22 protein-coding genes and 1 pseudogene are annotated in these 23286 nt (G+C 52.8%); all 23 read right to left on the bottom strand.

Annotated features, from left to right (window positions below):
• Window positions 1-229 (bottom strand): annotated as a pseudogene (locus tag HMPREF3142_RS29970) (hypothetical protein); the annotation flags it as partial.
• A gap of 11 nt (window positions 230-240) precedes the next feature.
• Window positions 241-2391 (bottom strand): hypothetical protein, encoded by a 2151-nt coding sequence (locus HMPREF3142_RS20215; protein WP_070612482.1) that lies wholly within the window; start codon window positions 2389-2391, stop codon window positions 241-243.
• Between the two features lie 75 nt (window positions 2392-2466).
• Window positions 2467-5535, bottom strand: a complete 3069-nt coding sequence (locus tag HMPREF3142_RS20210; RefSeq protein ID WP_070612480.1) for a host specificity factor TipJ family phage tail protein — start codon at window positions 5533-5535, stop codon at window positions 2467-2469.
• Entirely contained in the window at window positions 5532-5912 is a 381-nt protein-coding gene (locus HMPREF3142_RS20205; RefSeq protein WP_064182646.1) for a hypothetical protein, read from the bottom strand. The genes HMPREF3142_RS20210 and HMPREF3142_RS20205 overlap by 4 nt, the downstream gene beginning before the upstream one ends.
• Before the next feature lie 9 nt (window positions 5913-5921).
• Entirely contained in the window at window positions 5922-6404 is a 483-nt protein-coding gene (locus HMPREF3142_RS20200) for a DUF1833 family protein (RefSeq protein WP_070612478.1), read from the bottom strand.
• Window positions 6391-6864, bottom strand: a complete 474-nt coding sequence (locus HMPREF3142_RS20195) for a hypothetical protein (RefSeq protein WP_070612476.1) — start codon at window positions 6862-6864, stop codon at window positions 6391-6393. Before HMPREF3142_RS20195 ends, HMPREF3142_RS20200 begins: the two co-directional genes overlap by 14 nt.
• Window positions 6864-10565, bottom strand: a complete 3702-nt coding sequence (locus HMPREF3142_RS20190; protein WP_070612474.1) for a phage tail length tape measure family protein — start codon at window positions 10563-10565, stop codon at window positions 6864-6866. Before HMPREF3142_RS20190 ends, HMPREF3142_RS20195 begins: the two co-directional genes overlap by 1 nt.
• 93 nt (window positions 10566-10658) lie before the next feature.
• Window positions 10659-11033 carry a hypothetical protein gene (locus tag HMPREF3142_RS20185; protein WP_070612472.1) on the bottom strand — a complete coding sequence of 125 codons (375 nt, stop codon included), beginning with the start codon at window positions 11031-11033 and terminating at the stop codon, window positions 10659-10661.
• Between the two features lie 14 nt (window positions 11034-11047).
• Entirely contained in the window at window positions 11048-12007 is a 960-nt protein-coding gene (locus HMPREF3142_RS29130; protein WP_141751818.1) for a hypothetical protein, read from the bottom strand.
• A 67-nt stretch (window positions 12008-12074) separates the two neighbouring features.
• Entirely contained in the window at window positions 12075-12401 is a 327-nt protein-coding gene (locus HMPREF3142_RS29965; RefSeq protein WP_070612469.1) for a hypothetical protein, read from the bottom strand.
• A gap of 8 nt (window positions 12402-12409) precedes the next feature.
• The gene (locus HMPREF3142_RS20170; RefSeq protein ID WP_070612467.1) at window positions 12410-12892 is read right to left on the bottom strand and encodes a hypothetical protein; all 483 of its coding nucleotides are present in this window, start codon (window positions 12890-12892) and stop codon (window positions 12410-12412) included.
• A 55-nt stretch (window positions 12893-12947) separates the two neighbouring features.
• Complete coding sequence (locus HMPREF3142_RS20165; RefSeq protein ID WP_070612466.1) at window positions 12948-14120, bottom strand: phage tail tube protein; 1173 nt, start codon at window positions 14118-14120, stop codon at window positions 12948-12950.
• A gap of 23 nt (window positions 14121-14143) precedes the next feature.
• Window positions 14144-14536 carry a phage tail terminator-like protein gene (locus HMPREF3142_RS20160; protein WP_012967910.1) on the bottom strand — a complete coding sequence of 131 codons (393 nt, stop codon included), beginning with the start codon at window positions 14534-14536 and terminating at the stop codon, window positions 14144-14146.
• Window positions 14533-15084, bottom strand: a complete 552-nt coding sequence (locus HMPREF3142_RS20155; RefSeq protein ID WP_070612464.1) for a hypothetical protein — start codon at window positions 15082-15084, stop codon at window positions 14533-14535. Before HMPREF3142_RS20155 ends, HMPREF3142_RS20160 begins: the two co-directional genes overlap by 4 nt.
• Before the next feature lies 1 nt (window position 15085).
• Window positions 15086-15469, bottom strand: coding sequence for a hypothetical protein (locus HMPREF3142_RS20150; protein WP_012967908.1), 384 nt, complete (start codon window positions 15467-15469; stop codon window positions 15086-15088).
• A gap of 1 nt (window position 15470) precedes the next feature.
• Window positions 15471-15881 (bottom strand): protein singed, encoded by a 411-nt coding sequence (locus HMPREF3142_RS20145; RefSeq protein WP_070612462.1) that lies wholly within the window; start codon window positions 15879-15881, stop codon window positions 15471-15473.
• Between the two features lie 3 nt (window positions 15882-15884).
• Window positions 15885-16097, bottom strand: a complete 213-nt coding sequence (locus tag HMPREF3142_RS20140; protein ID WP_016160819.1) for a hypothetical protein — start codon at window positions 16095-16097, stop codon at window positions 15885-15887.
• Window positions 16098-16136: 39 nt separating this feature from the next.
• Window positions 16137-17273 carry a P22 phage major capsid protein family protein gene (locus HMPREF3142_RS20135; protein WP_004184463.1) on the bottom strand — a complete coding sequence of 379 codons (1137 nt, stop codon included), beginning with the start codon at window positions 17271-17273 and terminating at the stop codon, window positions 16137-16139.
• 87 nt (window positions 17274-17360) lie between these two features.
• Window positions 17361-18125 (bottom strand): DUF6651 domain-containing protein, encoded by a 765-nt coding sequence (locus HMPREF3142_RS20130; protein WP_024359389.1) that lies wholly within the window; start codon window positions 18123-18125, stop codon window positions 17361-17363.
• Between the two features lie 105 nt (window positions 18126-18230).
• Window positions 18231-19343: a phage minor head protein gene (locus HMPREF3142_RS20125; protein ID WP_070612460.1), complete on the bottom strand. Its 1113-nt coding sequence runs from the start codon at window positions 19341-19343 to the stop codon at window positions 18231-18233.
• Window positions 19327-20751, bottom strand: coding sequence for a DUF4055 domain-containing protein (locus HMPREF3142_RS20120; protein ID WP_012967902.1), 1425 nt, complete (start codon window positions 20749-20751; stop codon window positions 19327-19329). Before HMPREF3142_RS20120 ends, HMPREF3142_RS20125 begins: the two co-directional genes overlap by 17 nt.
• 4 nt (window positions 20752-20755) lie before the next feature.
• Window positions 20756-22060 carry a terminase large subunit domain-containing protein gene (locus HMPREF3142_RS20115; RefSeq protein WP_012967901.1) on the bottom strand — a complete coding sequence of 435 codons (1305 nt, stop codon included), beginning with the start codon at window positions 22058-22060 and terminating at the stop codon, window positions 20756-20758.
• The gene (locus HMPREF3142_RS20110; RefSeq protein ID WP_070612458.1) at window positions 22038-23042 is read right to left on the bottom strand and encodes a terminase small subunit; all 1005 of its coding nucleotides are present in this window, start codon (window positions 23040-23042) and stop codon (window positions 22038-22040) included. The genes HMPREF3142_RS20115 and HMPREF3142_RS20110 overlap by 23 nt, the downstream gene beginning before the upstream one ends.
• Between the last annotated feature and the right edge of the window lie 244 nt (window positions 23043-23286).

The raw sequence follows: 23286 nt of genomic DNA, 5'->3' as shown, positions 1-23286 counted from the left end.
GAAGAATACCCGTATCAAGCAATGTGCCTGCAGGAGTAAACTGGACGCCATTTTCCTTCACGATGGGCGTTCCCAGCACAGTCGCAGCCGCACCACCCGGCGCCAGGTTCCGACCGGTTTTATCTGTCTCTCCGAAAAAATTAAGAAATTTCATTCCCCGGCGAATAAGCGGATCGAAACCGAGACCTTTGTCACCAAAAAAACCCGGAACAGTAATGCGTGAGCCCATAATATATTTCCTCAGATAATGGTTGCCTGGCGGCGGAATGCCACGCAGGGGTTATTCAGTGGGTATGGACGGTTTACCAGCTCTGGAATATTTGATTCCGGATATTGCCCTGTCCCTTCATGAAATTCGTAATTCGCAACAGCGACCGTTGTGTCGCTGTCAAACAGATTTCCGTTACCGTTACTTCCGGTCTGGCTGGCGTACCAGAGATAAACATCGCCGGTCGTTTCACGCCCCAGCGTAATATCGACTACGGTATCGGCTACAATTTCGACACGCGTCACCGGAACGTCCCCGGCATCGTCAGTGACTCTGAATCCTTTTGCGGCATACGTCGTCGGAGATGAACCCACGTAGCATGATCGAAACTGAAGCGGCGGGCTCCACACCAGGAAATCCGCACGCAGGAATGTTCCGCTCAGCGTGACTGACAGGGGTTGCAGTGGACGCCAGTTCTGGCGACGATCAATTGCACGATGGAGCACTTTTCCGAACTGCATTCCCAGCCAGCGGTAGCCGTTCGCGTCAAGATGGCCACCCTTGTCGGTGACAGCATACGCCGGTGATGCCATCATAACGTTTGCGTCTGCGGCACAGATATCGAGCTGAGCCTCGCCAATGCTCATATTCGTGCTGTCGCGCGTCCAGCTGCCGCTGGTCTGATACAGCACAGTCAGGGGGGGCTCTGTCTGCCCGGTGATAGCGGTAGTATCGGTAATGACATCATCAATGAGCTTTCTCAGGAGTGCTCTGTATTCTGCGCGGTCTGTCGCCCCTCCTTTTGTGCTGTCATAGTTATATTCATTGCCAAGATATAAAAAACCCACCACGCCGCAGGTTTTCCCTTCGGCATCAGCAATGGCTTTAATCTGGGTAACGGCTGAAATGATCCGGTTGTAGAATCCCCAGGAATGGCCTTTAGAGAGGTGTTCAATAATCTGCCCGCCAACACCGCAGTTGACAGCCACAATTTTGCGCTCATCCGTTGTCAGCCCCCGGAACTGTAACTGCATTTCCCGCCACATCCACATCGCGCCGATATCGACGGTTTCACCGAAATTGTTAGCACCGCGAGGCAGCGCAGCCACGGCCTCATCAGTCATGAGGTTTCCGCCATCAGGAGGGGCGATTAAATCCTGCACCACTGCACGGGCTGGTCTGATTTCAGCTCCGTTAAGCGGCGTAAACGTCGAGCCGTTCTCATTTTTTGGCCGGACGGAGTCACCGAGCATATTAATGTTCAGAGTAGCGCGAATGTCCTTGCTCAGTGCAGCCCATCCCTCATTCCCGTTACTCAGCGACTGGCCGTCTGTGATCAGAATATTGTAATCGTAAACCGGCCGAGCAATACGCGTATTAATTTCGTCTCGTGCGGCAGCAGCAGCGGCAAGATTTGCTGCATTTCTGCGTGAAATGTCATCTACCCCATCGTTATTCTGATTGCTTTGCTCACCATTGAGATTCATCAGGACAAATCCCACACTGTCGCGAAATACAAAACCAGAAATATCCGCGTCAGACTCAGCACTGAATGCCTCAGTCACCAATCGCTGCTGCTCAACGACAGGCTGAACACTGTCAACAGAGCTGAGCAGAGGAGTCCCTATTTGCTGAATAACGAATCCGACGCTATCCCGGAACACAAAACCATCAATAAACTCATCATATTCAGCCGTCATCGCATTGCTCTGAATTGCATTCAGGCCGAATGCCGCCAGACGAAACCCCGCCTCATCATTAAGTGTCAGTAAAGGAGAATCAGCATCATCAGTAGCAATGAGAGATGAGATATAGTCAAGAACTGCCTGGATGGCCGCTTGAGAAGGCATTCTACGCCCGGTTGCTGTCAGCGTCCCAGCCACATTCATGTACTCGTCAGCCAGCGCGCTGCTGTCCGGGCTACGCACATAGGTGCTGCTGCCTTCTGGAATATTCGCGATGTCCGCCTGGGCAGCCGCCAGTGTCATGTACTGCTTACTCAATGGGATCAGGTTCTCCCTGATCTCATCGTTTTTCGCCATCATTCCGCGCCAGGTATCCAGCTCAACGCCAGCGCGATCCGGCTCAGTCAGCTCGGACCCATTGACCAGCTTATCCAGACGCTCGGCGTTATCGAGCAGCACAGCGGGAGACGTGCTCCCCAGCTCCGGGTTAAAGGCCATGTTTTTTGCTCCAAAAAAGGCGTTCGCCCAAACGAGGGTTTGAGCGAAAGAAAAGTTGAAAGGGATTTTTTGGTATTAAGCGACGTCGCCGGGGTATGTGGCGTCGTCGTACTGGTAGAACGATTCGAGGTATTCTTTAGCGGTGACCTGGCATGTTCCGTCAGACTGCGGGGCGATCTCCTCTACAATGGCGTCGTAGACGTGGCGCGTTGATCCGCAGAACACCAGGCGGATCGGCTCGATGGTTGCCGACGACAGGTCAACCTTCATCGGGTCATCAAACTCGCTCAGGTGCGGGACTGACAGCTGAAAATCGCCTACCCTGCTCGCCACCATCAGCCCGGATGCAGAACCATCCTGATAGCGGATCAGCGCGCGGGGATTTTCGAAAGACCAGTCCAGCGGCTCCGTAACGGTGAACGTTGTCACGCCACCAGCCGTTGTCATCGCCTCCACCAGACAGGAAATCGTGTTGTTACCCGGAATATCATCCGTGAGCACAATGCGATCGCCCAGGTTGTAGCACAGCGCGTCCAGCTCGGTAGTGGTCTGGAACGTCACCCGCTGCTGCAGGTATTTCATCAGGCGACGCATGCCGATTTGGTAGGCGTGATCCTGATTCAGTACCCCATCGAGTTTGTAGTTTTCGATTTTCACTGGCGTCGGATTGTCCGACGTCCGGCATTTAACGGTCTCCTCTGCCCAGGTAGTCCCGTTGATGTACGTCACGTCGACACCATCAAAATCATCGTCGGACGGTACGGTAAATCCGCTCTGCAGCTCCTCCACCATCTCATGCGGAGTGATCACGCCAGTCCAGGGCTTAATCCCTTCCCTGTTTACCGTCGCCAGGCCATCGCTCAACAGGAAGCGGGACTTCCCGGCATTGGCTATCTTCTGCAGCATTTCCAGCGCTGAGATACTGTCGCCCGTGGCGAAATCGAAATTTTCGCCCCGTGGCGTCCAGTACGCGGATTCCAGCGCGTTGATGGTGTCGACATCCATTTCCAGCCCCAGCGAGTTTGCGACATGCAGCAGCGCTCCCGAAATGGTTCTGGCCGTTCCGGTTTCATAGGCCCGAGTGGCCACAACGTTTACGCGTTTATCTGACTGCGCCGCCAGCTTCCCGCCCGTCTCAACGGTCACCGCCATCAGCGACACGCCGGGATAGGATGAAGGGCGCGTCAGCAGTCGCCCGCGCAGTGCCTGCCAGTACATACTGTCTCGCGCGTTGTTTGAGCCCTGCTCATTGCGCCGACGGCAGCGAACCTCTACCAGCCCCGGAGAGCTGAGGGTGATCCGCTCAGTGAAACCTAACCCGTTGACGTTTTTCAGCGCATACTCGCCCTGGTGACTCACCCACCCCGATCCGGAACCGTAGACGCGATACTGTATCTCCCACTCAACATGCCGAAGCCGCTTTTTCCCCTTGCTGTCAAAGCCACAGATGCCGTTCGGGAAGGAGAAATTCACCTCGAACGCATCCACTACTTCATTTTCAGGGCATACGAGGAACGGCCCCAGCCAGCTAAGCGTGTCGTTAAGGCCAGTGGCCTCATAGTCAATCATCGTCCTGGCGGTGAAACCCGGCCATGACTCATCAACGGTACCGTTAACCAGGCGCGCCACCGTCGCCGTTGTGCCGTCGGTCGAGACAATGCGGTACTCATTCCCGCGGTGAGCAAGTGAAAGCCGTTGCACCCCCTCCGGCATGCCGGAAAAGACTGTTCCCGTGGCGCTGTTATAGGCAAGCGTCACATTCGCCGTTACCGCCGGGCTGCCGCCGGTTGATGCCGTGCCGGAGGTGTAAACCGGGGCATCACCGAAAGCAGCTGCAGGCAGCGCAGAGGACGTGATCGCCCCACCCGCGAACGGACTGGCCGCCTCGGTTATTAGTACGGTGCCGCCGTTGTCCTGCGCAACCAGGCCGGAGCCAGTGAGTCCCTCGGTGATAGCCGCCAGCAGTCCCGACATCGAGACATAGTTAGCCACCAGCGACACCGGGTAGGTAACCCCCTGCCAGGTGATCGTGAACGTGCTGGAGCTGGTCGAAAAATCGTAGGTGGTTGGGGCCGCACTGGCCTGGACTTTTGCCGCACTCCCCCCGGTGCCGGGCACTGCAGCCTGGCCGGGGGTATATGACGCGATAAACAGATCGTAATCGACAGAGTTAAACCCCAGCGTCACCGGCATTCCAACCACCGGCGCGATCTCCGTCAGCAGCGGGCTTGCGATAACGCTGTATCCAGCCGCCGTGGTGATCTGGTAGTTCGCCGGGGCTTTCAGTTCGACCACGGCGCCAGCGACCCAACTGGGCGGCAGTGCGTTATCGTTCTCGTCATTATCATCATCATCATCCGTATCCAGCCCCGTAAACGTTACGCTCGAACCGGATACGGTCATGCTGTCTGCGATAATGTCGTCTGCGTCCGGCGACGTCTGGGCCATGTCCAGCCCGGTGCCGGATGACGTCCCGCCCACTTCGGTGGAGTTGACCCAGTTTTCGCTGCGCTCATCGCCGGAAACGTCCGCGCCTGGCGGAAAATAGGTGATGTTGAAACCCGGCAGCGTTGAAGCTGGCGTACTGCCAACCCGGATATCGCCATTGGTATAAATCAGTTCACCGACTCCGAGGCATAGCAGCATCTGGACGCGTATTTTCGTAGGATCGGCGGCATCGAACCGGGTAACCGGCTGCACCACATAATCTGGGTAGATACGCACCCGGCCAAACACCTCACGAATGGCATCACCGAGTTTTGCGGTGTTGGCCCGCGCCGGGTTCAGGTCGAGACTCCGCCCTGTGGATGAGGTATAGCCGCCCGTATCAATGGTGCTCATCAAAACAAGCGAATAGGCTGCAGCGGCAACGGAGATACCGATACCGATCCACGCGATTGTGGCGGCCTCCAGCCCGAATGGAACCGGATAAAGCCTGACATCACTATCAGGGCGAATCACGCAGGTGGCCCACTCACCTGGAGGAATTAACAGCCCCTCAACCTCAACGGTAAGCGGTGGGACATCCCGATCCTCGTAGCCTTCAACATTTGCCACCAGCCAGCTGCGAATACTGGTTACACCATGCTCATGCGTTTCGAGTGGTTCACCGGGAAGCCGGGACGGGTAAAAACGAATGGTCATTGCCAGAACTCCACTTTGACAAATCGCCGCTTAAACCGCGGCAACGGCAGAAAGGTGACGTTCGTACCCGGGTTGCATTCCGCCACATGCAACAGACCATCGATACTGACCACGATCCCTACGTGGGTGACAGTCGACCCGGAATAACAGGCCACCCCGGCCCCTTCGCAGGGTTCGCAGCGCTCAAGGGTAAGCATCATCCGGCGTGCTTCCCGGTCGAGGCCGCCGTCGTCTTTGGTTATCCCTGCAAAATCGGGCCAGACGGGTAAATTCAGATCGCGGCGTATCTCGTTCACAATGCCGAAGCAGTCAAGTAGCGGGTAGGCTCTGCCGCCCTTCTGCCATTTAACAGAACGGTATTTATCAGGGTTGAACATTGGGATTCCTTAGCTGATATAACGCAGTCCGGGGAATACAGGGAGCGTGTAGCGGTAACGCGGCCAGGCGGTATCGAGGATGTTCATGTAACCCGCAGTGATCTGCACCTCTGTCGCCGTCCAGGAGCCCGACTTGATTTTCAGCGTATACGGCACTTCCGCAGGGGCCGCTAAATCCGTGGAGATATAACGCCGGTACGTCAGAAATGCAGACAGACGGTTAGCCAGCGCATTGCGGATCGCCGTGGACACAACACCATCGATATTGCACAAGGCAAATTTGAGGTCCTGCGTGCCGTCCGCATTGCGCGCCGGCAGCGCAATGTCTATCGCACAGGCTGAAAACGTTACGGTATCGCCGTTCTCCGTCGTTGCTGTGATGTTCTCGTAACCCTGGCACAGATAATGGACGTCAGAACCAATTGTGATCTGCAGCGTTTCAATGATCAGCTCCGGGCCGCTGCTGGCGTAAAGGCGTTTAATCTGAGTCATGCTTAGGCCACTCCTTATTCAGCGCAATATCCAGCAGTGAGCTGCCGACGATCCATTCCGGGTAATTACCCCATGGGGCAGGAGCAAGGGGGCGTTCCCATAATTCAAGCGTCGCCGTGTACTTCCAGTAAATCGGGGCCACTAGCACCGGTCCCTGATAAATATCTGTGAAGCGGCATTTGTAAAACTTAATGCCCACCGGCGTCTGCAGCTTCATCATGAACCACGCTGCCCCGTCAGATAACGCATCACGGAACCAGGACTCAAACGCCAGGCCCTGCGCATCGGTTTCCATAAACCAGGTGATGCTGGCCTGCGTCGGCGTGGACGTAAAAGCTCGCCTTTGCCTCGCGCGACCGGTGGTTAACTGGGTTCGTTTTAACGGGCTCACAGGCTGAAATCCGTATCCTTCCTGTAATGGCATAGGGAGGCTGTCATGCGGGTAGTAGATATCAGTCATCACTCTAACCCTCTGCCTGGATATTTACTGCGCATTGCCTTACCAACTTTCCCATCCCCTTTCAACACTTGCGATGCAACCTGATTAATCGCATCTGTTGTCGCCCGCTTCTGCGTTTGAGCCATGGAGAGAGTCATCTGATCAGGTGTCACACCTGGCGGCGTATGGAAATGCTGCTCAATGGGAGCATGGATGGTGGTCTTGCTGCTGTTGTCGCTGTTAACGTTCTGGACACCGGTACCGAACCCCGGTTTGCTTAGCGTCGCGTCCAGCCCATTTTTGCGCAGGTTCTCCAGTGTTGAGTCCAGCTTTGCGGATGTGTCAGCGGTCATAACTCTTTCGCCTTTTTCCAGCAACCATGTGCCAGTCGATGGGATAGAGTCGATACCGTTGTGAGCCATGCCAGTTAGTCCACCTCCAGCAGTCATGGCTGCAGAACTTACAGCTACTGATGCTATAAGGGGGGTGGTTGCTGCCAAAGCTGCCGCCATAGCCGCTGGGGCCATAGCCCATCCTGTAACAGGTATTGCTGCCGCTGATGCGTACGCATTAATTCCTGCTATTTGCGACATGGCCGTAGCTTGTCCAACCATAGACGCAGCGGCACCAGCAGCGACCGTTTTTCCTACAAGCAATTGAACCGCCTGGTATACCAGCCATTGAGCAGCCATCTTGGTCAAAGCATCAATTACCGCCTGCCCCATCCCTACCGCCATATTTTTAAATCCATCGCTTAGGCTTTCGGTTCCTTGCAACATCGCAGACAAGTTTGAGGAGATTGCTGTTTCAGTTGAACTGAATATTGAAGTTGTCGCCGCGGTCACTGATTCGTAGAGCGTGGGCACGCTGTTAAGGTATGACTGCATTCCGTTTTGGACGCCAAGCTGCCAATTGCTATTGAGTTGATCTATCTGAGTGTAATAAGCGTGTTGCATGGCAAGTCGCTGATCTAGCGCTTGCTGCAAAGCAGCCGTCTCCTGGTCGTACAGATTTTGCGAGATCTGCCCTGTAGTGCGCTGATTGGTCAGCTCAACACGCTTTTTCTGATACTCGGTGACAATCTTCGTTAGTTCCTGTTGGCGCTTTTGCTCCTGTGACAAGATTGTGTTGTTGTTGAGGTCATTTTGTAAAGTCGTCGCATCTGTCTGTAGTCCAGATGTCAGCGTATTCTTGAAAGCTGTTAATTTATCGGCATCCTTGCGAAGCGCTATTTCCTTTTCTAAGCCTGCATTTTTCTGTAATTGCGCTGTAATTTCGTTCTGATTTGCGAGCAATGATTTTTGATCGGCGGTCAGGGTCTTCTTGCTTTTTATGTCGGCGAGTTGTTGCTCCCATTTGATAAGCGCTTGTTGAGCAACTCCAGTCTTCTCTGTTATATCGAACTGAGAAGTTAACGCAGCATATTGCTGATTAAGCTGGTCGAGCATGCGGGTACCAGCATCTTCGGTGTACGCCTTACCCTTCGGTGTTTTTGGTTTTTTAGGGTCTTTGTATCTATCGTTTATATCTTTTCGATACTTAGCCTCATCCTCAGCGCTTATTACCCTACCCGCAGCCCTGGCGTCTACAAGCTCTCTTTCAAGTTCAGCTAGCTCCTTAATGCGTTTTTCTCTGTTTGAAGCTAGACGATCAGCCCGGGCATTGATCTTTATCTGCGCTTCAATACCTTTTTGCTGCCTCTGATTGCCTGCGTCATAGAGACCGTTAATGACGTCCTGAGCTGTTTTCTCTGACTGCAATGAAGATAATCGCGCTTTGGCGGCATCTACCCCCTTTTGCATCATAGAAAGGTCGCTAGACTTCCATGCGCCATATGGCCCGGCATATTTTGATTGTCCGGCACTTAAATCAGAAAGTGACTTTTGCGCTCTGCCTAGCTCTTCCTGAGCTTCAGCTATTTTTTGATCTATAGATTTTTCACGACCTATATCAAGCATGGCATCCCAGGCACCTTTCGCTGCATCTCCCAGCCATTTCCATGCCTGTTCCAGTGAACCTAGATTCCCCTGAATCTGGTCAGCACGTTGCTTCATAGCTGCAGCATAGGATTCAGTCGCCAGTCGAGCCGCTTCCTGCTGATTACCCTCATCCTGCAAAGCTTTAATCTGGTTATAGGTCGCCAGAGTAAGGAAGTGGTACTTGTCGTTCAATTCGCCGATAGCCGCCACCGGGTTTTTAGCGATTTTCTCAAAGTCCGACACCATACTGTCGATAGACTCACCGGTGGCATCATTCATGGACACAACAGCTTCCGTGACTGACTTCATCGAGTCTTTTGCAATTTTACCGCCAGAGACAACACGGTTTAGTACCTGGGCAGCAGCCCCTGTAGTATTTCCAGTATTGTCGGCGACGGATTTTGCCATATCAGCTAATTGCCCGGTCGTCACCCCGGCCAGATTCCCGGTCATAACAAGGGACTTATTGAACTCCTGCTGCTCCTGGCTGCCTTTGTACCATGCGTATGCAAGGGTGCCGACGACCGCAATAAGCGCGCCGATCCCGATAGTCATGGGATTCAGGAATCCAGTGAGCTTTTTGGCATTCTCTGCATTTTCAGACAATGAGTTAGCGTTATCTGACAGGGAATCGCTTGATTCATCGGCGGCATCTCCGGCCCCCAGCAACTGCTGTTTTATGATCTCGAACAGATTACCCCAACCGCCAAACGAATCAGCGATCTGCGAACCTTGTTGCATGAAGATAGTGAACAAAGGCATACCACCAGCCAGGCCAACAGCAATATCATTCAACTGCGCGGGGAGTAAACGCATGGCATTTTTATACTGCCCTGCCGAGATGGCCCCATACCGCATTTCATTGCTGACCTGATTGAGCCCTTTCTCCGTCAAATCCAGCTTATTTGAAAGCTCTGCGTGGTATTCAGGCGTAAGCAGCCCGGCATCTTTGGCTGCCGACAGTTCAGCTCGCTGTTTCTTGATTTTATCTAACGCAGCTGAGAAAGGGTCAAGTTGGCCAACTAATCGCTGCAACGAAGCACGCTGCTCTTCCTGAGCCTTTACTGCCTCACGTTCTGCTTGCGCTTCTCCGTTCAGCTCACGGCGGGCTTCGGCAATTTTGGCGCTGTAGGCATCATACTGCTGGATACTAAGCGCACCACTATACGTATATTCGAAAATTTGCCGTTGCTGCTCGTCAAGGGCCTGTAATGCGTGGGTGACGGGATCAAGGCGAGCCTGTAATTGTGTGAGAATTCGCTCCTGCTGCGCCTGTTGCGCTGCTGAATCCTGAGCCGCTTTCGCAGCTTCTCTCTGGGCCTGCGTATACCCAGTCAATTCATCCTGAGCAGACTGAAGACGATTGCGAGTTTGATCAATGATGGAACTGTAGTGGCTGAATTCCTCAGCCCCCAACACACCAGATAGATTTGCCTTTTTCAGCCGCTCCATTGCTTTATCGAGCTCATCAAACGCCTTTGACGTAGGGTCAAGCTTATCCAGTAATTTTTCTATTTCTTCCCGCTGCGACCTTGTTGACTTCGCATTTTCGATGGCGTGCTTTGGTCCGACCTTAAGATGGGAGTTCAGGTCTTTAGTAGCTGCGGAAAGATTATCCGTTGCGAACTCAGCTTTTTCACCCTCTGCCGTCATTTTGTTTAGAGCACTGGCTAAACTATCCGCGTTCTTTTCTGCTCCGGTGCTATCGAGAATAATAGCAAGGCGGGATGTTTGTTCTGTCATTTACCTTTCTCCGGGCAATAAAAAACCCGCAAATCAAGCGGGTAAGGAATGTTTAAACAATGATAAAAAATCCCACCGGAGTGGGTTCTCTTGTTACAAAGACGTTTTCATGTTCATAGTTGGATTTAGAGGGGATTTGGTATACGCATAATTAACGACCACACCATCCTTCAAAAGGATATCAAGCGTTGTCATTTCAGCGCTTGATGTTGTTTTCATGGTAAACGCCTGGGCTGAAGCTGACACCGCATTGTGTGTGTAAATCCACTTGGCCTCAGTCGCACTGATGACTGCCTTAGAAAAAGGCTGTCCAAACATACCGATCAACTCAGCCTCAGTTGTTTTACCCTTAACAATCCGGTTCACATTTTCAACAGCTATTTGAGACCCACTTTCATATTGGTTTGTATAGGTGCACCCAAGCATTACCAGACAAAGCAAAGGAACTAATATAGCAAAATTATTCATTATAGCCCCCTCTATTAATAATAACTAATATCAACCCACACACCCTGTGGACGTAAGGAGACGGTTACGCCTAGATATCTGGCAATATCATCAAGGATATCTGATATCACCTCAAACTCATCAATCGATTTCCATCTTCCATAATTTTCGAAAATAACGGCATTCGCAGAATCTAATCTTTCAATGTAGGGAATAAGCCATGAGAACTCAGACATGTCATCCTCATTTCCATCCTTGTAATTAACACCTTTTGCTGCAGTATCCCCTAAAAAATATGCTGCAAGTTTCAAAGTCATTTCAATCTCCGAATAAACTTCATTTAATGTTTTGTCTACGCTTTGATGAAACTGATAGTTAAATATAGAATCCTTTGCTTTATCATATAGTTTAGAAGCCTGTCTGAAAAAAGACGCTTTGAACATCTTGCTCTGATCTTCACCAATATGCGCGCTCAATCTAGTTGCGCAATATTCCTCCATCACAGATAACCAACACTCCCCTCTCAATTGCTCATGGATGTTTTTATAGCGGTAACTCATCATCCGCCCCGGAAAACATTTGTTTAAGGCATTGCTATTTGAGACATGAGCGCATTCATGCGAAATGATTCCAATAGCAGTTAGCCACTCCGGCGAATTGACTGGAGATACAATACCCTCAATGTGAAGAGCATTAAAAACGATATGGCATCTAGGCTCACCATTACGCATAACTCGAACAACCATAGCGACACCTACAACATCGCCATCAGATGGAGTTAATGTATTAGAAGTCTCAATCCCTCTGTCAACTGAGTCTAATGCATATTGATAATCATAATTTATTGAAATTCCAACTAAGGATGTAAGATCGATATACTTGCAGAGTATTTTAATGAATTGGCTTACAGCATTTCCAACTTCCTTTGCCGTTTCTTCATCTTTGTAACCACCAAGGCTAATGCCAAAATTGACATTTCCGATATCTTCGCTCAAAGCCCTATCCCCATCATTAATATTTGCACACAGGTTAGCACAAGAAAAGATGTAGACAATGATATGACTACTTCACTTTTGCCTGTCTTTTCTGCTCTTCTGCCCACTCATCTCTCCAGGCATCATCGAGGGCCAGTATCGCTGCGTCAAATTCAATGCGGTCGATCAGGATGGTGCGCGATGCCAGGTAAAGCTCGATATCATTCAGGGACAGAGGGAGCGGCACTCCGGCCATGCCGGCATACTTTCTGCCGCGCGATATCATGGCGTAAGCGTTGAGGATCTCCCCAGTGACTGCATCGATTTCAGGCTCTGGAATGGGCGGGAGATTTAGCTTCTCCCTGCGCCACTTTGCTTTCTCGCCCTGTTCGCCCCCGAACTCCTTAAGCCACATCTGCGCCTCTAAGGCTTTTTTACGGTTTCCTGAGTCTGCTGCTCTTTACCCTGAGCAATTTTCGCTGCCTCAGCCAGTATCAGCCAGTACAGCTCCGGGTGCTGTTTCAGCATGGCGATCCCGACTTCCGGCGTGTAGTCGATGGCAACTTCTACGCCATCTACCAACTGGCCCACACCTTCCCAACCCTTCAACAGAAACCGCGCGACATTATCGATCAGCAAGTCATCAACAGAGTCGATATCGCCCACTCTGGAGAGATTGAATTCTTTGGTGCCTACCTTATAACCTGCGTCCATCTTATCGATGTGGCGGCGCACCAGCGCGTTACGGGAGCGATATTGTGGATTCTCGCTGCTGGCCACCAGCAGGCGAAGTTTGAAAAGCGATTCCTCTTCCGGAGTGTATTCTTCATTGCTGTTTTCTGGCTTTTGATAAGGTGAAAACCAGCGCTCGCCATTTAAATCAATTTTTGGGGTAACAATCAGCATAATAACTCCATAGTGAAGCCCGATCCGCGATGCTCAGCAGAACGGGCCTGGTAAATTAAGGCGCGGTAACGGTGATTTCAGTCGTTGCCGTAAAGGTGCGGGCCTTACCGGTGATGGTTGCAGTACCGGCTGCGTTACGCGTGACCTTCGCTGTTTTCTGTCCGGTAGAAACCACGCTGGCGATAGTCGGATCCGATGACGTCCACTCGACGGTATCACTTGAATCAGCTGGGGTAAGCGTGGCGGTTAACGTCACCGTAGAACCCACGGCCCCAGTTGAAGTGCCCGGCGCAACGCTGATCGCCGTCGCCGGCACTTTGGGGACGCGGGTGATAGTTGGCGGCGTATTGGCCGCGGTGATATCCAGCTGAACTTGAACAATGTCAGTGCTCCCAGCATCAGGCCAGTCGCCGGAAATCTGCACTTCCGGGAAATAGAAGGTATATGCACCTTCAGCATTCTCCAGCGTAAAGCTAAACGGCACCGTTTCGCCGGTGAACGTTTTCTTATAGAGCTCCCACGCAGCTTTTGACCAAGAAAGCGTGATCTGCCCGGACGGCGTAAATGTTGTCGGAATATTCGCGCCGGCGAACGCCGAGCCGGTACCGATGCAGCGCTGAGTCTGCATATTGTTGTCGAACTGGATGTTGAAGGTATCGACACAGAAACCATTACCACCAGCTACACCATTCAGGCTGAGGGCTGTTACCTCTTTGAACGAATAGCGCAACGCCCCGGCATTATCGACCGGCGCGCTAAAGAAGCTGGTATCGTCACCTTTCGTTTCCCAGTCCAGGCCAGCAAACGTGACCGTAGCAGTGATGTCACCATCATTCGGGATTTCGATCTGCAGGGTTGCCACCTGACAGCCGCGGGCGATCTGGGCGATACCCACATCCTCGGCATAGGAAGCCACGGAGAACGTAATGCGACCATTACCCATCGTCAGCACGTTATTTACCCATTCGGTACCGAAACAGCTGGCAAGAAAATCGTCATGCTGATTCCAGCGAAACCGTGTGCCGACATCGCCGCCGACATCCACTGTGCCACGTGAAACGCCCTGCGCCATGCGGTCACCAGCGATTTCGTCATTGTCGTTGGTGTTCTGCGTTGGTTTCAGACCAAATGAAGAACGACGCAGCAGGTTCCACGCCCCTGCTGTAGGCGTGATTCCTGGCGTTGTTTCGCGAATAAACGCGGCTACTACTTTTGCACCTGAGCTCACAGGAGCCTCCTGTTTTTTGTGCGCTACAGAGCGCGATAAGGAATTTGAAGATTGAGCTGTAACCAGCCATCGGTCTCACCCGCCGGCACAGCAGAAACAGCGAAATAACTCAGCTTTCCATCGTCCCTGAACTCAAATAACTCCGTTAGCTGATCGGCCGTTCGGGAGATAAGCAACGTCCCGGAGCCGACCGGAACAAACAGCTGAATGATGAGTAAGCCCGTCCTGTGGACGACCGGCCCATCCCCGATCTCGGTTGCGCCAGCCTGTCCTGCAATGTTGGTGAGGCGGGCCCAGATATCGCGGTTGCTGGGGTCAAATACCGGACCATTGGGATAATCCACCGCATCAGAGGCAATAGCGGTCTGTGCCGCCATTCGGGAAATGACAGCGTTTCTGATTTCTGTAAGGGTCATTTGTAGGCCTGAATCACACCATTAAACGAGACGGCATAGACGCCTGTTGGCGCCTGCGTTGAGTGACCATTCTCCAGAGGCACGGAGTAAGGCAGGTTCGACTGAATGTAAATCACCGAGTAGGCTGGCGCCTGGTCAATGATATTTTTGCCATTAAGAAATGTCATTGTCCCACGCGGATCCGGCTCGGTCGGGACGGAGTGATCGGGTTCGCCGATGCTGACAAAATGCGATGCCCTGAAGGTTCCTGCGCGATACTCAGCCGGCCGCCTGATATCCATGCTGTCATTAACACGGACTTTCTTCCTGAGCCTTCCCGTTTTGGTCAGGTTAGCAGGATCGGCATAAAGAGATTCGTTCCATTCCCCAACAGCTTTGTTGTATTGAACCGCGGTCGCGTTGATGGCCCACAGCTCCGGGTTTCCTACTGGCGACCGTTGAACAATTTCATTCAGCAGTTGAATGGCGATTGTCCGCTGGCGTAGTTTGACATCTTCGGCCACCAGCCCGACGAATGCTGCCGGGTCAATGTTCCAGCCCTTGGCCATATCACACCCTCCGCAGTTGAATCGAGTACGCAGCGCCAGCAGAGTCGGCAGAAGCGGTTATGATCTCGTAACGCTGAAGCTCACCCGTAATAGAATCCGGTGCGGTGATGATATGCCCGACGGCCGGCTTATCAGTCACCTCGTTAACCAGGGCGGTTAGCTTCACATCACCATGCAGAATATTAACGCCATCGATACGGCGGAGTTTATAGCGCGCCAGCACTCCACGCCCCGAGTAAGTCACCTGTGTTTCAGTGCCGGTTTCCGTCACCGGGTCCCAGGCACCTCGAACGGTGTATGACCCAGTGAAATCCTTAACGGCATCCTGCAGGTCTGTATCGAAGGCTGCGGCGACCTCGGTCTGCAACTCGTCACGAATGCCCATATCACCCCCTCACCAGCCGCACCTGTGACTGACTAGCGCCATAGGGCTTAAGCATGGCCAGCGCCAGCTGCAGGTCCGAATCAAGCAATGCCGAACTGTTGGTACCGAGTTCTGCGAAGGTCTTTGAAACGCTGACATCATCGGCATCTACCGTCTTACTCAGCAACACACCAGAATCGGTTTTCTGCTGATAAAGGCCACCATTCGAGGCCGCTAGCGCTGCATAGGCGCCAGCCTGCTTCACATCGTCAGGAATGATGATTTCGTGAGTTGCCTTATCGCACGGCATTTTCAGGTTAAGTCCATTCATCCAGGTATTAGCCATCAGCACAGATTTGGCTTTTTTGCTTTCATCTGTCCAGGTGGCACCGAGAATCGAATTGACGTCTTCAACGGTGATGAAAGTGATCATGCATCACTCCATTTCTTTCCAGCCGTGCGCCTTCCAGTTCTCCACTTCATCAGGGTGAACGTTGGCGGTATTGGGCGCACCCGGGAATGCCGGGAAATCGGTAACCATCGCCACCAGCTGCGATGTGGTCGATACGGGTTCGTTGTTATCCGCCTGCGTAGACGCAGTTTGCTCAGCAGCTCGTTGGGCGCGCTGCTCTTTTGTTAATCCGGCCATTAGCCCTCCACTAAAAAAAGGGGCCGAAGCCCCTGTTTATCAGCCCAGCAACAACGCTGAGTGCGCCGACTTAACTGCCGCTACGCCCCAGGACAAACCGACTTCGTAACGCACCTGGCGATACTGGCGGTACAGTGCTACCTGGTAAGTGATGCCAGATACGGGGTCAGTAACGTTCATCACATCATCCGCAGTATCGCCGCCCTGCGGCATTGCCGGGGTTCGGGATGCAAGCAGGAATGCATTGCGATCAAACGCCATGTTTGCGGTGTAGGCGCCACCAGCGGTAATAGCGGTGTTGTCGGCCAGTGCCTGACGTAAGCCAGGAGCAGCCAGGGTGATTGCTGTGGCCGTCGCAGCAGCAACAAGGTATTTATTGCTGTCCCCGTCAAACGTCACGATGTCGCCCGCTGCAAAAGCACCTGTGCCGGTATCAATGGCAATCAGAATATCGCCTTCAGCTTTTGCTCCATTCACCAGGTAGCCGGCAGCCGGAGATGCAGCGCGTTTCTTAACATGCGCGGATTCGTGGATGTTGAATCCTTCCAGTCGCCCCACGATACCTTCGCGCAGAAGCGCATCAGTACCAGACTCGTTTACTTTGAACAGAACAGACTGTTTACCGCGGAGGTTTGCGATAGCCGAAGAACCGAGAACCATCTGCAGATCAGTTGTCGGCGAACCGTTGTCAGAGAGAACCTGGCGCGCATTTGCCGCATCCGACAAATCACCTGCAATACCGAAAGGAGCGGTGCCGGCCGTACCAACAGCACGAGAGGATGCGAAATACAGAGCCGCGAGATCTGCATCCATCTCATTAGCCAGCGCGCGAAAAGCCTGCTTAAACTGATCAGCAAGAATGGTGTTGTATGTCCCTGCGGGCCCCAGCGCCAGTTGTTCCTCACCGTTCCATTTGACCGGGGCCATTTTTGATTTGGTGATTTTGACATCAACGGTGCCGATCGTCTGGTCGCCGTCATTTGGCGCAGTAGCCCCCGGGGTAATATCAACAGTGGTTGCCGGTGGCGCAACCGGCGCAGTAACAGTCTGGTCCTTCGCCGCCGCATCAGCTTTAGCATTGCGCGATACAGCCGGGATAAAACCGACCTGTTCGCGAGATACGGTATCCAGAGCCGTGAAGATAGTCGGGATCAACCCGGTAAGCGTATTAGCCATGTGTATAGATTCCTTTGAGATTAAAATATAGGGTTGGTTGAGCTATCCAGCTCCGGCACCAGCAGCCATCCGGCGGCTGGCAAAAAATTAATCGACGATGGTGATACCGTCTTTGAGAGTTGATTGCTGATCTGTCGGACTCAAACTGGTAAACGCATCGCGTTTCATCGTTTTCTGCCCGAGTGAATGCTGAGACTGCCGTGAGCCGCCTCCCTGGTTGCCGCTGGCCTTCAGAATGTGGTCTTTCTGTGGGTACTGCTCCACCAGGAACTCCAGCGCCTCATCAAAGGCCGCCAGTTCGCCCGGCTTCGAGCGGGAGTAAATTTTGTTGCCAGAGCCATCATAGGCAACGACTTTGCCGTCCTCGACTTTGAAGGACTGACCGAACCGCGCCTGAAGCATATCTGCCGGAATTGCTACTTTATCTGCGATGAATTTCGAGCCAGAGAACCGGCCGCCGATCATTTCCTGATAAAGCTGGCCTTCAAGGGTCGTCGCACGCTGAGTAGCTTCATCAAGCTGGGCCTGGAATGATTTGGTGATATCCGCTTTAACCTGATCAACGGCGCCTGCGTCGATCAGTTTTTTCTGGTCGATTTTAGTCATCATCTCCAGCGCTTCGAGCGCCTTTGCCGGATCGCCGATTTTGGCAAACTTAGCCAGACCGGCTTCAGCGGCTTCTTTGGCTTCACGATGAGATTTTGCCTCGCCATTCAGAGAGGAGATTTTCCCAACGGCCTGCACAGCATCAAAACCAACTTCCTGGCCGTCATCGTGGACGTAGACGGGTAAACCGCTGGAATCGACTTCTGCATAGCTTTTGCCGTTAACTTCGACTGTTTTCAGTTTCATGTGGTTACCTTTTCGGGGTCATCCGACCGTTGCACCGCTCACCATCCGGATCACGGCAATAAAAAAGGCCGCCCGGAGGCAGCCTGATTGAAGACTTAAAAAGCTTTAAAATCTGGCGTTACTGAACGCCTGAGCATCCAGGTTACGCAGTTGCTCCAGAGTCAGCCATTCGCCCTTGTCGTTGTAGAAATCATCGGGCGACATGCCGCCGTCACGAATCAGCCGGGCCCGGGTTACGCCAACGATCTGGGACTGTCGCGTGAAAGACTGGCGCGAGAACCAGCCCTGATAATCGGTATCCGAAGGCACCTGCCCGTCCATGCTGGCACGTGAGCTATCTGATATTTGCCCAACAGCAATACCCAGCTCATCAGACGATTTCAGGATGTAGGTTTCGACGCTGCGACAGCAGAAATGGATTTTCCCGGGTCCCTGCAGATACGGCACCTTATGGCCGATCGGCTTGTTATCGAGTGTGTACTTGAGGCGGTCGCGAATCCGACAGTCTTTTGATGTACGGTTATCCAAAGTGGATAACCACTGCTTACCCTTCAAAATGTCATCGTTCGCATCTGCAAAGCTTTTCCTGGCCGTAGAAGCAAGATGCCCCACAGCCGTTTTTGCAATACTGCCGGCATTAGTTCGGCTCATCTGCAGTGCGCCATCCTGATAACCACGGTTAGCATGACCACGGACCTTTCTGGCGATTTGCTCATGCGTATCGCCCAGGAGAAAACCCTGCCGCACTGTATTGGAAATTCTTGCCATCCTGTCAGCTTCAAGGTTATCTGCCCACTCCGAAAGCAGGCGCCCCTGAAATGGCTGTGCCATCGCAGTTGCGTAAACGGCATCCGGTGAAATGCCCACCAGCGGGTGAAGCGATAGCACATCATCGGGGATCGCAAACTGGAACAGGCTCAGCTGAAAGCCTGTTTCGTGCTGAGCGAGTTGCAGCAGCTCATCAGATAGTCCCGCGTACATTGACTGCACAGCCTCGCGATTGAGAGCTCTGACACTAACGAGCAGCGCTTCCAGTCGCGACACGGTAAAGCTGTCAGCATCCAGGCTATCCATCGCTACCAGCAATCTGGCTGTCAGTTCCGCATCGCTGTCATTCAAGATTTTTATCATCCTGTTTGCAACGCTGGTGCTGTACCGCGCTATCCATATCGCATGCGCTATCGATTCATCCTGAAGCTTGTCATTCGCCGTTGCCATTTGCACCACCCGGGTTACTCAGTCCGCCGGCCAGCGTGACCTGCTGATTTCGCAGCTCGTCGATTACCTCTTCGGGCTTCGCATCCGGATCGATAAATTTGAGGGCCTGCAAAACGCGAACAGCATCGACCTGACGTATATCACCACCCTGACGGAGCGACTGAACAGCTGTTGCAGCTGCGGCATCAAACGTCTGGGCTGAAACATCCAGTTCGGTGCGTACATCGACATTGCCACCTTCTTTCTCGCCCAGCCATTCCGCCATAATCTGCAGGATATTATCGAGCGCATCCTCAAGCGAGCTTGCCATGGTGTAGAGAGGTGAATTCTCCTGCATCCGCTCTTCGTGAGTCTGGTCTAAGGATTTAGTCGATGTGTTTTCCGCGCGCAGCAGTTTTGCGCCGGCCTGACGCATCTGGTTTTCCAGATCCTCAAGGGAAATCTTACCGGCTTCAATCGCAGCCCCGGTATGCTCAACATATTCCAGTCCCTGCCGCTGGCGGTCATCGAAACGAGTCGCAGAGGAAGAACCTATCGTCAACGTTTCGCCATCGGCCAGACCGTAAGCCACCAGCAACGGCACGCGAGCGACATGCAGGATGTTGTCCTGTTCACTCTGACTCTGCCAGTGCTTGATATTCAGTAAGGCGAGATTAAGCAGTGGCGGTGAACCGCGCATAAAGCCTGTGCGTTTTGTGTAAAGCGTCACCAGGGGAATATCATCGCGACTGGTTTCCCACTCGTCGTGAATCTGCCACTGGCTTTCGCCGTTATCACCTTTATTTCGGCGATAAATTTCAACCTTACCCGGCATGATATGGCGTATTTGCTCAACTTTCGTTTGCCCGTAATCGTCGCCATCAATAATGATGACCTCTCTGATACGCAGATCGGTCAGCATCACTTTCCCTTTAACCACTTTCGATTTCCAGCCGATGACCTGGCGAGGATTTAACATCGTGGCATACGGGCGGGATCCCGCGGCTTTTTCGTCGGCTTTAGTTTTTACTGCCTCCCGGTCAATTTTCGGGAAATCCACCAGCGCATGTACCAGGCCATACTGGAATCCGATACTGAAAAATTGCTGCGCCCAGACATCGAGCCGGTTTCCTTCCATATCAATATCCGGCGACAGCTCCCGTATTTGTTCAGGAGAATCCTCACTCAATACCGTCGGCTCAGCAAACACTCGCCCGATGTTTTGTTTAATAGCCTCTTCATAGGCAGGGAGTAACGTTGCCGAAGCCAAACGCTCCTTATAACTTTCAGGATCTTCGTTCGGCCACTTAGGGAGATACTTCTTGCCCTGCCGGCGCATTTCCAGCGTGCCGCCCATCAGTGCATCATTAATATCCCATGCTTCAACCATGTCGTTATAGTCGAGGTTGGGCGTTGAAATATCAGGCATGGTTTTACATCCGCAGTTGGGTGACTTTTCCAGTCGGTTTGATAATCGGAAATTGCTTCACAATGAAATACCCACCGGCATCGTTGGGGTGATCGTTATCCGCCGTTTTATCCGGCTCACCGTTTTCGCCCCAAACCTGTTGCTCAAGCGATTCTGTGTACACCGGGCACCGCTTTACATTCACTTTGTAGCGACGTTCACCGTTACCATTGCAGAACATGGCATTCATCGCGTTGATGCGGTCTTTCACTGGCGGGTTTGATGCATTAACAACCACATTGAAGCCGGCCTGCTTAAGCTGAGCGATATCAGTGGCGCTGGCATTGCTGGATTTACGGGAATCGCCGGAAGCGTCCGGGTAAATATAGATTTCCCGCACCTTGCGATAATCGTTGCCGTCGTACAGCCAGAACCGTTCTTTGATGATGCGGATCATGTCAGGGGTGTCGTAAGCCTTCACAATTTCATTCACCGCAAACGGAAGCCCCAGACGTAACACATGAACAACCCCGGCCATCTTCCCGACGTTGAAATCCATACCGATATACAGCGGCTCACCGGGTTGTTCTTCCTCCCGGCAGTTATTCAGCTTACGGTCAAACTGATGGTAAATCGTCCCGCTGGTCAGATTGGTGAACTGGCCACGGAGATAAGCCTTGATCAGCTCCGGCGGGTATGACTCCATCAGCGACGGGATATAGTCCGGCGGCAGATTCTTTTCGTTGTCGAACGTCGAGGCCTGCACCAGGCCGTAGAGCGTTGAGAGCGAAGGCTTATCGCGTACAGCCTTTGCGAACTGCTGATAAACGAATTTAAACCCTTCCGGCGTCGTGGTGACGTCGATCCCGTTACGAAGACCGGCCACGTTGTAACGCATACGAGCAATGATTTTTCGCCAGGCTAACTGCGCCTTCTTGGCGGGCATTACGTCCAGCTCATCAATCAGCGCATTACCGATTTTAAAACCAACGATGGTTTGCGGTTTCTCCATCGAGCGGCAAATCGTCGTTCCTCGGTACTGGCGCCCGGCGTAGAAGTGAACCTCTTTGTTTCCCTCGTTGATTTTGACATTCAGCCCCCAGTCGTGGGCCACCTCCTCAACAGTGGGATAAAAGATGTCACGGATCTGCGGATACGTTGGCGCAAAGTAACCCTGGTTGATTTTGGGGTGTTCCCACATCCCTTTGCAGATACCACCGCAGCCGACCCACGTCTTGCCAGAACCGAAGCCGGCGACATAGGCCTTAAATTTGTACTGCATCGCAAGGAATTTGGCCTGAGGGATGTTAAGCGTCGGTGCTATCGCCATCCTCTTCCCTCACTCGTGCGTCGACTACGTTGATATTGATCGCAACTGGCGTTGGTTCGTCATCCTCCGGGTCAGCAGCCAGCTCTTTGCGTAATTTTTCGACCTCCAGTTGCCGGCGCTCAATTTCTATCTGCTGTAGACGCTGGGCGAACTCGCTATCAGCCAGGCCGAGCCGTTTCATCACCGCCTCGTACATTCGCTCGCGGCTAATAGCGGTTATCTCAACGCCATTCTTCCCGAGCTTAACGCCGGAATAGGCAAGCGCAGCATCAGGCGCCAGCTTGCGTGTATCAGTGAAGAAAGGCTGGCCGATGCCATCACCATTACAGCGAGGGCATTCCGGGTTAGGTGCGCTGGTGTGGTCGTAGCCGTATCCGCCATCATCCAAAGGTTCTCGACGTTTACGTTCAAGCGCTTCGAGCCGCTTCTCTTCGTACTCAACAGCATCACGCCATTGGTACTGGTGACCGAAGCCCCAGCAATAGCGGCAACTCCCGCGGCGATACTGTGATAGCTGGTTGGCGTCGAAGGTGGCCAGGCGCCACATCTGCTCAAGCACTTCATCAGCACTTCCAAGCGTGCGCACAATGGATGCTTTCTGCTGCTGCGCAATGGCCTGCGCAATACTAACTTTTGCTAACAGCCTTGCGCCCTGCTCATTCGCTGTCTTCTTGCTGTACCCGGCACGGATAGCAGCCTGCGTGGCGTTGTTGTCCTTCAGGTATTCCGCGACAAATAAACGCTGTTGATCGGTGAGGCCATCATCATCCACCAGCTCTTCTGCGCACTTTTCCTTTTGCGCAGTGCGCAATTTCTTCTGCGCAGGTTTTTGCGCAGTTTGCGCTGTGGGTTTCTTGATGTATCGGCGGGCAGTAGCGTAATTCAGTCCCTGCGCTTCACACCAATCCTTCGGTGATACGCCGGTTGCGGCATGATCGGACAGGAACCGTTGCTGAAGCTCGCCCCAGTCCGGTTTTGCCATGAATTACTCCGTAATCTTTCGCACTGGTCCCGCCTTCACTTTATGGCTGATGCCATGCTTAGTGATGAGTGCGGCTGTCTTTTCGTAATCAGGTTCGAGCTGGAACATCAGGCAGAATAAAGCCAGAGTCTTGAGGTAGAACGGCAGCCACCAGCGGCTTTTTACCTCTATTGAAATCGTGCATACCGGCATAGGCTCCCCCTATTCGATAACCATTAAAAAAGCCACCAATGGTGGCCTTTGT

Source organism: Klebsiella sp. HMSC16C06 (genome assembly GCF_001808325.1).
GTDB lineage: Bacteria > Pseudomonadota > Gammaproteobacteria > Enterobacterales > Enterobacteriaceae > Klebsiella > Klebsiella variicola.
The sequence above is the reverse complement of the archived record's forward strand: the minus strand, read 5'-3'. Positions and strand labels throughout refer to the sequence as shown.